Here is a 12,410-nt window from a genome sequence, read left to right on the forward strand (position 1 = left end):
AGTAGCGATCAGCAGCCGGCAACGCCATCCGCTGGTCGAGTAGCGAGCCCTGCGACGAAGGAGCCGGGATCGCGTATCGAGACCGGACTCACGCCCGATGCAGATTGCTCCCCGGTCGCGTCAGGATCACGTTGGGCAGCACCGCATATCGCGACAGCTGGGTCACCGAGTGCGCGATGGTCGCGACGTCACCCACGCTGATCATCTCGTCGGCCGGGATCAGCCCCTTGGTCCACTCGGACATGTCGGTGTCGACGTAGCCGGGCGCGATCGTCGTCGCGCTCACCCCGTTGCCCGACTCCTCGAGGTTGAACGTCTCGCACAGCGAGATCAGCGCAGCCTTGGTGGCACCGTAGGCCGACAGCTCGGGCTCCGGATAAACGCCGGTGATCGACGCGATCGCAATGACTTTCGCCGCACCGGCTGCCTCGGCCGTCGACCGCAATGCCGGCAACAGCGACTGCAGCAGGATGTACGGCGCGCGGACGTTCACCTGATAGAGCCGGTCGAAGCGGCGCACCGGCAGATCCGCGATGGGACCCTTCTGCCCCATCCCGGCATTGATGACGAGCGCATCGCACCGACCGAACGCCTCGGCATGCCCGACGGCGAGCGCCTCGACGGCATCGGGGTCGGTCATGTCCGCTGGGATCACCTCGACGCGGCCGGCTCCGAGTTCACCGAGCCGTCCCGCCTTCTCCTGCAGAGCTTCTAGACCACGCGAGCTGATGGTGAGATCCCATCCCTCCGCGGCGAACCGCTCGGCGATGGCGGCGCCGATGCCCCGCGATGCTCCCGTCACCAGTGCCACCCGGTTATCCGACACGTCGTGCCCCCTTCAGTTGTGCCAGGCCTGCCGCGATGAACTCGGCGGTCGCCTCCGCCGCGGAGTCCGCACCGTCGGAGGCCGCGCCGGCGCGAGCCCGGTGGGTGATGCCCTCGGCGATGACGCCGAGTTTGAGATTGGCCAGCGCGAGATAGAAGTCCCAGTCCCCCAGGTCACGTCCGGTCCGCGCGGCATAGCGCTGGGCGATGTCGTCGGCCGCCGGGTAGCGATCGCTGGTCCACGCCGCCTCGAAGCCGACCACCTGATCGAAACCGGGACGGCGGTAGACACACATCAATGCGACATCGGTGATCGGGTCGCCGAGGGTGGACAGTTCCCAATCCACCACGGCCTTCACGATTCCCGGGTCATCGGTGTCGGTGATGGTGTTGTCCACCCGGTAGTCACCGTGCACGATGGTGTTCCGTGTCTGGCCGGGCAGCCGATCCGTCAGCGCGGCGACCAGTCGCTCGACGTCGTCGAGTTCGCGGGTCTTCACGTGGCCCCACTGACGCGCCCACAGTTTGACCTGCCGGGCCGCGAAGCCGTCGGGTCGGCCGAAATCGCCCAGTCCGACGGCCTGGTAGTCGACCTCGTGCAGCCGGGCCAGGGTCTCCACCAACCCGTCGAGATTGCGCTCGACATCGCTGTCCGACAACGCAGTCAGATCATCGGAGGTGCGGATGACCTGACCGTCGACGAAGCCGACCACGGTGAACGGCGCCCCGAGCACGTCGCCGTCGGAATCGATCGCGACGGTCGGCGCCACCGGCACGTCGGTCGACTGCAGTGCGCTGGTGACCGCCCACTCGCGGTTCATGTCGTGGGCCGACGGGGTGAGACCGCTGGTCGGCGGCCGTCGCACCACCCACCGCGACTCGTCGTCGCGGACGCTGAACGTCAGATTGGATTTGCCGCCGCTGATCAGGTCGATCCGTAGATCGCCGACGACGGGGACGCCCTGACTCACCAGGAAGTCGTGCAGAAGAGCAGAATTCAGTGCCGGATGCTCGGTCACCGGTTCGCCTCCTGCACCGCGCGGGCGGCCTTGCGTGCCCGTCCGATCGCCCGGCGGGCGATCGCCCAGCGGTGCACCTCGGACGGACCGTCGTAGATCCGGAACGGACGCAGCTCGCGCTGCAGCCGGGCGAGCGGCAGGTCGTCGGAGACACCCATGCCGCCGCACATCTGCATGCTGCGATCGGCGATGCGCGTATAGGCCTCGGCGGCAAAGGTCTTGGCGATCGACGTCTCGTCCGACGCGTGACTGCCCCGGTCCAGCTCGTGACATGCCTTGACCAGCAACGCCATGCTCGCGGCGAGATCGATCTCGTTGTCCGCGACCATCTGCTGGATCATGCCGAGATCACCGAGCTTGCCACCGAAACCTTCCCGCTGCGAGACGTAGTCGACGGCGACGTCGTGGCAGCGTTGCGCCGATCCGAACCAGCGCATCACATGCGTCATACGCGCCGGGCCGAGTCGCACCTGCGCGTAGCGATAGCCCTCGTCGACCTCGCCGAGGATGTCCTCGTCGGGTACGAACACGTCGGTGAACGTCACCTCACAGTGGCCGCCGATCATCGACTTGTCGGTGGTCACGATGTGCCGTCCGACCGAGATGCCCGGCGTGTCATGCGGGGCAAGGAACATCGTCGCCCCGCCCCGGTCGCCGGGCGAACCGGCGGTGCGCGCCATGATGATGAAGAACCCGGCACCCTCGGCACCGGTGATGAATCGCTTCTCGCCGTTGATCTTCCACCCACCGTCGACCTTGACAGCGTTGGTGCGCAACGCATTCGGATCGGAACCGGCTCCCGGTGACGGTTCGGTCATCGCGAATGCCGACCGCACGTCACCGGCCGCCAGCGGTGCGAGGTATTTGTGCTTCTGATCGTCGCTGGCGATGTGGGCGAGCATATGGACGTTGCCCTCGTCGGGGGCACCGATGTGCAGGGCCACCGGCCCGAACGTGGAGTAGCCCGCCGCCGCGAACACCGGCACCCGGTCGGACATGTCCAGACCCAGACCACCGAACTCGATCGGCGCATGGGGGGCGAAGATCCCCTCGGCCTTCGCCTTGGCGTTCAACTCGCGACGCAGGTCGTCGCCACCGGCCGCGGTGATGTCCCCGCCGTAGGAGTTCTCGATCGGCAGCACTTGGTCGCGGACAAAACGGCTCGTCTTGTCGACGATCTCCGAGACATCGGGGGCATATCGCAGATCAACGGACATCGTGTCTCCTCATCGGTATGCCGACCGAGCGATCGTTCGGCGTCCGCAACCTTGCCAGTTCGGAGCACGACGGTCAAGTCATACGACCGGACCGGACCCGATCACGCCAAGGGGTCGACGTTGCCGTGATAGCCGACGATGTCGCGGGCGAGTTGCTTGTTCCGCGCGATGAGTTCATCGGGGGCGAGTTCGCCGTCGAGTTTGAACCAGGTCGACACACCGACGCACATCGTCGCCACCGCACGACTGGCGTCCTTCGGATAGCGGGTGGTGAAGTCCCCCGCCTCCACACCGGCGAAGACGATCTCGTCGACCATGTGCTGCTGACGGTCGCGGTGCCCGATGTAGGTCTGCTTGTAGGTGTCGTCGAGGCTGCGGATCTCGGTGGACCCGACGAACGCCTGTTCGCGGCGATACATGTGGAACCGCAGCAGGGACTCGACGACGGCGTCGAATTGGTCGACCGGCTGCTCGCCCGCTTCGCGGACGGCCATCTCGGACCGATTGAGCAGGTCGGTCATCGTGCGTTCGAGCAGACCCTGCAGCAACGACTGCTTGGACGGGTAGTGGTGATACAGACCCGGCACCGACAGGTTCGCGCGCGCGGCGATCTCGCGCACCGACGTGCCGTGATAGCCCTGCTCGGCGAACGCCGCGAGCGCGGCGGCCAGGGGCACGGGCAGTTCCGGCTCGCCGTAGTCGCGCCACTGACCGACAGAACTCGGACGTACATCCGTCTCGTCGGTCCCGCTGCTCATGGTTACCAACATAGCCGCAACGACTTCCGCGCAGAGTGTCACCCGCCGCGCATCGGCCTCCCGCGAGGGTTCAGGAGCCGAATCTGTCCGCGCCGTCGGCAAGCGCCATCATCAGTCCGACACTCACCTCGACAACGCCCTCACGGTCGAGGTCGAGATGTCCGTCGAGCCACGCAGCGAGGAGCCGTGCGAGCCCGCCGACCTGGAAGTTCGCCGCCGCGAGCGCCTTCGGATGAGATCGGAGCTCGAGTACACCGGCCGCCGAACGCAGGGTCAGACCGGCGAACAGTGCGGTCGACTCCATCCGCTTCGCCGCGATCGTCGGACTCAGCAGCGACTGGGAGAACAGCAGGCGTCCCTTGCGGCGATCCTCGTCGATGATGCGCACGATCGCCGCGATCGCGCCGGTGACCTTGCTCTCGACGTCCTCGCCGTCCGCGAACGCCGTCAGTGCGTCATCCGAGATCTCGGCGATGACCTCGTCGAAGGTCGCGCCCACGAGCGTCTCGATCGAGTCGAAACTCTCGTAGAAATACCGGGTCGTCAGACCGGCCTCCCGGCAGACCCCACGCACCGTCACCGACCCGCCGTCGGAGGCGCCGAGGAGTTCGAGGACCGCGTCGATCAGCGTCGCGCGACGACGCGCCACCCTGATGTCGCCCTCCTCGCCGCCGTAGGCACGCAGGCTGTCGCCGCCCGATGGGCTGCTGGTCTGGGTCTCGCCGGTTGTGCTGGCCACGTGTCCATCTTGACACCGATAACCTTGCCATCGTTCAATGAAAGCGAAAACGCACGTTGTCAGATTTACGCCGCTACTTGGGGGTCTTGGTGACTACAGAACCGATCATCGACGACGAGGTCGATCTGCCGATCGCATACGCGTCGACCACGCCGGACACCGAGTACCTGCCGCCGGTGGCACGGATGACCCGCGGCGAGCTGGACGCACTGCCCACCCGGATGAACGAGATGAAGGGCATCTCGACACTCGCCGGACCCGCCAACGTGATCATGCAGCTGGCCATGCCGGCCGTCGGCTACGGCGTCTACGAGAGTCGCGTGGACAGCGGCAACCTGTTCAAGCACCCGATCAAACGCACCCGCACGACGTTGAGCTACCTCGCCGTCGCGGTGATGGGGACGCCCAAGGACCGCAAGGCCTACCGCAAAGCGGTCGGATCGGCCCACGCCAAGGTGCGCTCCAACGCGGACAGCCCCGTGAAATACAACGCCTTCGACCCCAAGCTGCAACTCTGGGTGGCCGCCTGCCTCTACAAGGGGTGGGAGGACATGCAGCGGATCTACGGGGACCCCGCCGACATCACCGAGGAGGCCTATCAGAACGGCGCCGTCCTCGGCACCACGCTGCAGGTACCGCGCGAGCTGTGGCCGGCCACCCGCGCCGATTTCGAGACGTACTGGAACGACACCGTCGCGACGTTCGAGATCGACCCGGTGATTCGCGAACATCTGATGGCCATCACCCGGGCCGAGTTCATGCCGCCGGCGGTCAGCTTCCTGATCGGCTGGTGGTTCGAGCTGCTGACCATCGGATTCCTGCCGGAGAACTTCCGCGACAAGATGGGCCTCGAGTTCAAGCCGTGGCAGCGCGTGGTGTTCGACGCCCACAACAAGGTCGCCCGCGCGATCTCCAACCGCCTGCCGAAGCTCCTGCGCGAGTTCCCGTTCAACTTCCTGCTCTGGGACGTGCGCTGGCGGATCCGGACCGGACGTCCGCTGGTGTGAGTGGTCTCGATACGCCCTCGGCTGGCGCCTCGGGCTACTCGACCAGCGGTTTGGAAACCCGCGAGCGGGGCGTCCCCACCACCGCTGTCGCCACCCCGCTGATCGAGTGCCCGCGCGAGCGGGGTGTCGCCACCACCGCTGATCGAGTGGCCGCGCGAGCGGAGCGAGCCGGGTGTATCGAGATCACACCCGCTGCAACGCATCCCGATCCACGTCGGCGATCGACGTATATCCGGCGAGTCCGAGCGTGAGGTCGAGCTCGGCGATGATGTTGGCGACGACGTCACGCGCACCATCGGCGCCCGCGAGCGCGAGTCCGTACATGTGCGGCCGCCCGATGCACGCCGCGTCGGCACCGAGCGCTATCGCCTTGAAAACATCTGCGCCCGTGTGGATTCCGGAATCGACCAGCACCTTGATCCGACCGTCGACGGCGGGCGCGATGGCCGCGAGTGCATCGATCGACCCGATCGCACCGTCGACCTGACGACCGCCGTGGTTGGACACGATGATGCCGTCCACCCCGACGTCGACCGCGCGTCGCGCGTCGTCGGGGTGCAGCACCCCCTTCAACACGATCGGCAACGTCGTCCGGTCGCGCAGACCGGCGATGTCATCCCAGTTCAGGGACGGTCGCGAGTAGATGTCGAGGAAGGTCTGCACCGCCACGCGGGGTTCGGGGGCCGTCAGATTCTTCATCAGCGAACCCGGCGCATTGCGGGCGATCGAGAACAGGGTCTTGATGGCGCCCACCGATATCTCGGGTTTCTCCCCGCCCACGGCGGCGCGCACCCGCTGCGCCACGATCTCGGTGAACCGCGGATCCGACGTGTACTGATCGATGCCCTCACCGCGGGCGAAGGGCAGTGACCCGAGATTCAGGTCCTGCGGCCGCCAGCCGAGCATGGTCGTGTCGAGGGTGACCGCCACGGCGTTCGCGCCCATCCCCTCCGCGCGCGCCAACAAACTGTCCACGAGGTCGTCATCGGTGGACCAGTAGAGCTGGAACCACCGCGGCGCACCGGACCGGACCCGGTCCATCTCGGCGGCGACGGTCTCCATCGGCGCGCTGCCCTGATTGGAGAAGATATAGGGCACACCGAGTTCGGCGGCGGCATGCCCGATGTGCACGTCGGCGGCATGCGCGGCCAACGCACCCGCACCGACCGGGGAGAACAGCACCGGAGCCGGCAACTGCTGCCCGAACAACTCGATGCCGGTCGACCGCGACGACACGTCCCGCAGCACCCGCGGGACGATCGCCCAGCGATCGAGCGCCGCGCGGTTGGCGGCCATCGTCGAGCCCTCGCCCGCACCGCCGGCGATGTAGGCCCACGCCCGATCCGACATGACCCGACGCGCCCGGCGTTCCAGCTCGGCGTGATCGGTGGGTACCCGCGGACGCCGTCCGTGGATGCCCTGGGTGTAGATCTCGTTCTGCCGGAGGCGACCCGCGCCGGCGGGCAGAGCGGTCGGATCGGTCGGAACGGTGGGATCGGTCATGGTCTGCACTCCACGCTCATCGGGGCGATCATGGGCACATCATAGGGATCTCTGTGGATACCTGTGCCGCCTGTCACACCGCCTCGCCCGACGGGCCGATACGCTGGCGGTCACATCGAAGGGGAGGTCCGCCGTGGCGTTGTGGTTGTACCGGCTCGGTCGTTTCACGTTCCGGCACAAGTGGTGGTTCGTCAGTGCGTGGCTTGTCGTCCTGATCGCACTCGGGGCGATCGTCGGCGCGGTCGCACCGAAGTTCTCCACCAACTTCGAATTGCCCGGCACCGACTCCGATCGGGCGATGTCGGTCATGAAAACCGACTTCACGGCGATCAACGATCAGCAACTCAACGCGTCGACCAGCATCCTCGTGGCCGCCGACGACGGGCTGGCCAACCACACCGCACAGATCGATGCGCTCGTGGCGAAGGCCCGCACACTACCGAAGGTCATCGAGCCGCAGACCGTCGTCAATCCCGTGACCGCCGCCCAGCAGAACCCGGCGATGGCCTCGGCGGTGCTCGGCGACGACGGCAAGGTCGGGCTGATCCAGATCCGCCAGGACATCCCGATGCAGGATCTCACCGGCGCAGAGATGGACCAGTTCAAGGAACTGTTGTCGGAGTATCGCGGCGACGGCCTCGAGGTCGAGGGCACCGGCTCCCTGATGCAGGTGTTCGAGCAGGGCGGCGTGTCCGAACTCCTGGGCTTCGCAGTCGCGTTCGTCATCATGATCGTCGCCTTCGGCGCGCTGATCGCCGCGTTCATCCCGATCGTCACCGGCATCCTGGGCGTCGGCATCACCATCCTGCTGGTCACGTTGAGCGCCAAGATCATCGATGTCCAGCAGAGCGCGACCACCATCATCACCATGCTCGGTATCGCCGTGTCGATCGACTACGCGCTGTTCATCGTCTCCCGGTATCGATCCGAACTGAACCTCGGCGGCAGTCGTGAGGCCGCGGTCGGACGTGCGGTCGGCACGGCCGGGTCCGCGGTCGTGTTCGCCGGCCTGACGGTGATGATCGCGGTCGCCGCGCTCGCGGTGGTCGGCATCCCGTTCATCACCCAGATGGGTGTGGCGGCGGCCATCGCCGTCCTGGTCGCGGTGCTCGGTGCCATCACGCTGATCCCCGCACTGCTCGGCGCCTTCGGACGCTTCGCGTTCTCACCGCAGATCCCCGGCATCCGACACGGCGACGAGCCCGACACGCAGCCGTCCAACGGCCTCCGTTTCGCCCGGTTCCTCACCCGGTTCCCGCTACCCGCGGCTCTCGCCGGCCTCATCCTCCTCGTCGTCGCGGCCATCCCGATGACCCAGATGGAACTCGGGATGGAATCCACCACGGACAGCGAGTACGCGGCCACCCAGTTGCTGCAGCGCGGCTTCGGCGAGGGCGTCAACGGTCCGCTGCTGGTGGTCGTCAGCGACGCGCAGAACGGTGACATCGCGCCGGCCGCCGATGATGTCGTCGCGCATGTGAAGACCCTCGACAACGTCGCCAACCCGGCCCAGATCACCTGGATCGGCAACGGCTCGGACCCGGCGAACCCGCAGGCCGGAGCCAAGGCGGCGCTGATCTCGGTCACGCCGGAACGGTCGCCGAGCGGTCCGCAGACCCATGAGCTGATGGAGCAGATCCGCGAGTACGGGGCCACCTCACCCGGGGGTGCGACCGTCAACGTGGGCGGTCAGACGGCGATCATGTCCGACATCTCGTCGAAGTTGAGTTCGGCGCTGATCCCGTTCCTGATCGTGGTCGTCGGACTGGCGTTCATCATCCTGACCATCGTGTTCCGGTCGCTGCTGGTGCCGTTGATCGCGACGCTCGGCTTCCTGTTCTCGGTCTGTGCCACCTTCGGTGCGACGGTGGCGATCTTCCAGCGCGGCGACTTCGGCCTGATCGATCACACCAAGCCGATCATCTCGTTCCTGCCGATCTTCCTGGTCGGCGTCGTGTTCGGGTTGGCGATGGACTATCAGGTGTTCCTGGTGACCCGAATGCGCGAGGAGTACGTGCACGGTGTCTCCGCAAAGGATTCCGTGATCATCGGCTATCAACACGGCGCGCGGGTCGTCGCGTCGGCCGCGATCATCATGATCTCGGTGTTCGCCGCGTTCATGCTGGCCCCGGACACCATCGCCAAGATGATGGGCTTCGCGCTCGCGGCTGCGGTGTTCTTCGACGCCTTCATCATCCGGATGATCGTCGTGCCCGCGGTGATCACACTGCTCGGCGACACCGCGTGGAAGCTGCCGCGCTGGCTCGACAAGATCGTGCCCAACGTCGACGTCGAGGGCACGGCCATCCGGGAGATCCCGATCGAGAAGAACATCGACCCGAGTCTCTGGGAGCCCGAGCCGGCGAAGGTCTGATCACACCGACGCGATCAGCATCGCGCCCATCGCGAGCATGACGACCGCGACGACGGCGTCGAGGATCCGCCAGGAGCGCGGTGACTCGAAGAAGTGCGCGAGCCTGCTGGCACCACCACCGAGTGCGGCGAACCAGATGAGGCTCGCGACGCAGGCGCCGATGGCGAATGCCCACTTGCCGTTGCCGTGACTGTTCGCGATCGCCCCCATGGTCAGCACGGTGTCGAGGTAAACGTGCGGGTTGAGCCAGGTCAGCGCCAGCGTCATACCGACCGCCGCCCAGCGGCTCACCGTGTTGGCCTCACCCGCGTTGGTGACGATGGCCTCACTGCTGCGCAGGCACCGGCGCGCGGCCATCAGACCCAGGACGATGACGTAGATCCCGCCGACGACTTTCGCGATCGTCACCACGGCGGGGTGCGCGGAGACGAGGGCGCCGAGGCCCGCCACCCCCGCGACGATCAGCACCACGTCGGACACCGCGCACACCAGGACGACCGGGACCACATGTGCTCGCGCGACTCCTTGGCGGAGGACGAAGACATTCTGTGGACCGATCGCGATGATCAGCCCGGCGCCGGTGAGGAGGCCGGCGACGGCGGCGAGGACATAGGTGGTCATGCCACCGACGCTAGGGCCGCGCTTCTCGACAATCCAGCGAATGTTTTTCACGAATCATCAGCAGAGCTTAAGATCGGGCGGTGGAGATCAGCCAGGAAGGACTGCAGACGCTGGCCGCCGTGCTGCGCGAAGGCACGTTCGACGCCGCGGCGTCGGCGCTGCACATCACCCCGTCGGCGGTCAGTCAGCGCATCAAGGGTCTCGAGACGTCGGTCGGGCGGGTGGTGCTGCGCCGGACCAAACCCGCCACCGCGACCCCCGACGGCGAGGTCCTCGTCCGGCTCGCCAAGCAATGGGAACTGCTGCTCGACGAGGCCCGCATCGAACTGCTCGGCAGCACCACCACCGACGCCGACGAATCGCGCATCCACCTCCCGATCGCGGCCAACGCGGACTCGCTGGCGACCTGGTTCCTCCCGGTGATCGCCAGGATGCATCGTGACCATCCGGTGGCCATCGAGGTGCTCCGCGACGACGAGAGCCAGAACAGCCGATTCCTTCGATCGGGAGAAGTGTTGGGGGCCATTACCTCCGACCCACTCGGCATTCGCGGTTGCACGATCCGTCCTCTCGGATCGATGCGCTATCTCCCGGTCGCGACGCCGGATTTCGTCGACCGTTGGCTCCCCGACGGCCCGTCCGCCGCGACCTTGTCGTACGCGCCGATGGTGCTGTTCGACCGCAACGACTACATCCAGCGCAACGTCCTCGCCGCTCTCGCCGAACAACCGGTGACTCCGCCGATCACCTACATCCCGTCGTCCACCGAGTTCTATCGGGCGGTGGAACTCGGCATCGGGTGGGGCGCGGTGCCGGAAGCACAGATCGCACCGGCCCTCGACGCCGGGCGCGTCATCCCGATCGTCGACCACCACGTCGACGTCCCGCTGTTCTGGCAGTACTGGAAGCTCAGTTCACCGATCCTCGACGCCCTCACCGAGCTGACCGTCGCGGCCGCGGCGGAGCACCTCGTGCCGCCCCGGACCGGACCTGCCCCGATCAGCCCGGACCCGATCAGCCACCGGCCGTGACGTTCTCGGTGAGCGTGACCGTCAACGGGTTCTCGATCTCGTCGCGCCACAGCCTCGCGGCGAGGTAGAAACCCACCGCGACCGGCACCGGCAGCACGCCGGCCAACACGAACGTCCACGTCAGTCCGATCGCATGGCTCACCGGTGCGGCCAGCGCCATCGACACCGGCATCAGCGCCACCGACACGAAGAAGTCCAGGCTTGCCACCCGCCCCAACAGTGCCGGCGGCACCCGGCGCTGTAAGAGCGTGCCCCACAACACCATCGGTCCGTCGAACAGGATGCCCATCAGGAATCCCGCGACGACGAACATCCACGTCGCGTCAGCGAATCCCATGATCACCAACGGCACACTCGAGACGCTCCAGATCCCGAACATCACCGACAGATACCGTCGCGGCATGGGGATGGACGCGAACACCAGCGACGTCACCGCCGCGCCGATACCGAACGCCGCCAACACGAGTGAATGATCGCCGGCGCCGCCGTGCACCCGTTCCCGCAGGGCGAACGGCACCAACACCTCGATGGGACCCATCGTCGCGAGGACGAGGATGCAGGCGAAGAACAGCGTCGCCCACAACCACGGTGTCCGCCACATGTAGGCGAATCCCTCGGCGATGTCGGTGATGACGGCCCGCACCGGATGTCCGGACACCGCGGTCACCTCACGCCGCACCGAAATCGGGGTCATCGCCACGTAGAACAGCGCCGACGACGCACTCGCCACGCCGGCCAGCACGATGGCCAGGCCCGGCGACGCGATCGAGATGACGCCCCCGGCCGCCATCGGACCCACGGCCTGGAACACCACCGGACGCAGGAAACCCTCGATCCCGTTGGCCGCCTGCAGTTGTGCCGCCTCCACCACGCTCGGCAGCAGCGCCGAATAGGCCGGGTAGTACATACCCATCGTGATGCCACCGATCAACGACGCTGCGACCAGGACCGGCATCGACAACACCCCGAGCATGCCCGCCACGCCGACGATCGCGAACGCCAGCAGTTTCACCATCTCCAGGCCGATCATGATGAGGCGTTGCGAAACCCGGTCGGCCAGCACGCCACCGGCCAGCGTCGAGATCACCATGCCCAGCGCGGCGACGCCGGTGACCGCGGAGAGCTGCCCCGGTCCCCCACCCATGTCGATGACCTGCCACACGACGCCGATCGTCCAGACCCCGTCGGCGAACATGGCCAGCACCAGGCCGAGTGCGAGCAGCCGGTATTGCCGCAGCGCGAACGGTTTCAGCGCTGTGGGGAGGCGGGTGTCCACCCTGCCGGGGTCGACCGGGGTGCTCATCTGTCCAGCTTGC

The 12,410-nt window shown here is 67.0% G+C and carries 11 protein-coding genes; 3 read left to right on the top strand and 8 right to left on the bottom strand.

What is annotated here, in order from left to right:
• Positions 1–88 precede the first annotated feature (88 nt).
• The 5 genes from D7316_RS14765 to D7316_RS14785 form a co-directional block, all read right to left on the bottom strand.
• Complete coding sequence (locus D7316_RS14765; RefSeq protein WP_124708914.1) at positions 89–826, bottom strand: SDR family NAD(P)-dependent oxidoreductase; 738 nt, start codon at positions 824–826, stop codon at positions 89–91.
• The gene (locus D7316_RS14770) at positions 816–1,844 is read right to left on the bottom strand and encodes a phosphotransferase family protein (RefSeq protein ID WP_124708915.1); all 1,029 of its coding nucleotides are present in this window, start codon (positions 1,842–1,844) and stop codon (positions 816–818) included. The genes D7316_RS14765 and D7316_RS14770 overlap by 11 nt, the downstream gene beginning before the upstream one ends.
• Positions 1,841–3,061, bottom strand: a complete 1,221-nt coding sequence (locus D7316_RS14775; RefSeq protein WP_124708916.1) for an acyl-CoA dehydrogenase family protein — start codon at positions 3,059–3,061, stop codon at positions 1,841–1,843. Before D7316_RS14775 ends, D7316_RS14770 begins: the two co-directional genes overlap by 4 nt.
• A gap of 101 nt (positions 3,062–3,162) precedes the next feature.
• A complete protein-coding gene (locus tag D7316_RS14780; RefSeq protein ID WP_124708917.1) occupies positions 3,163–3,831 on the bottom strand; it encodes a TetR/AcrR family transcriptional regulator in 669 nt (222 codons plus the stop codon).
• A gap of 58 nt (positions 3,832–3,889) precedes the next feature.
• The gene (locus D7316_RS14785; RefSeq protein WP_124708918.1) at positions 3,890–4,558 is read right to left on the bottom strand and encodes a TetR/AcrR family transcriptional regulator; all 669 of its coding nucleotides are present in this window, start codon (positions 4,556–4,558) and stop codon (positions 3,890–3,892) included.
• A gap of 185 nt (positions 4,559–4,743) precedes the next feature.
• Between D7316_RS14785 and D7316_RS14790 the strand changes: the two genes are divergently transcribed.
• Entirely contained in the window at positions 4,744–5,565 is an 822-nt protein-coding gene (locus D7316_RS14790; protein ID WP_124711356.1) for an oxygenase MpaB family protein, read from the top strand.
• Between the two features lie 183 nt (positions 5,566–5,748).
• On the opposite strand, the gene D7316_RS14795 is transcribed toward D7316_RS14790, so the two are convergent.
• Complete coding sequence (locus D7316_RS14795; protein WP_124708919.1) at positions 5,749–7,068, bottom strand: alpha-hydroxy-acid oxidizing protein; 1,320 nt, start codon at positions 7,066–7,068, stop codon at positions 5,749–5,751.
• Positions 7,069–7,201: 133 nt separating this feature from the next.
• Here D7316_RS14795 and D7316_RS14800 point away from each other — a divergent pair, with 133 nt between their 5' ends.
• On the top strand, positions 7,202–9,442 hold the full coding sequence (locus D7316_RS14800; protein ID WP_124708920.1) for an MMPL family transporter: 2,241 nt from the start codon (positions 7,202–7,204) through the stop codon (positions 9,440–9,442).
• Here the strand turns inward: D7316_RS14800 and D7316_RS14805 are convergent, their stop codons facing one another.
• Positions 9,443–10,063 carry a LysE/ArgO family amino acid transporter gene (locus D7316_RS14805; RefSeq protein WP_124708921.1) on the bottom strand — a complete coding sequence of 207 codons (621 nt, stop codon included), beginning with the start codon at positions 10,061–10,063 and terminating at the stop codon, positions 9,443–9,445.
• Positions 10,064–10,143: 80 nt separating this feature from the next.
• On the opposite strand from D7316_RS14805, the gene D7316_RS14810 reads away from it, so the two are divergent.
• Complete coding sequence (locus tag D7316_RS14810) at positions 10,144–11,094, top strand: LysR family transcriptional regulator ArgP (protein WP_124708922.1); 951 nt, start codon at positions 10,144–10,146, stop codon at positions 11,092–11,094.
• Here the strand turns inward: D7316_RS14810 and D7316_RS14815 are convergent.
• Positions 11,078–12,397, bottom strand: a complete 1,320-nt coding sequence (locus D7316_RS14815; protein ID WP_124708923.1) for an MFS transporter — start codon at positions 12,395–12,397, stop codon at positions 11,078–11,080. The genes D7316_RS14810 and D7316_RS14815 overlap by 17 nt on opposite strands.
• Positions 12,398–12,410 lie beyond the last annotated feature (13 nt).

The organism is Gordonia insulae (assembly GCF_003855095.1).
In the GTDB taxonomy this organism is placed as follows: domain Bacteria; phylum Actinomycetota; class Actinomycetes; order Mycobacteriales; family Mycobacteriaceae; genus Gordonia; species Gordonia insulae.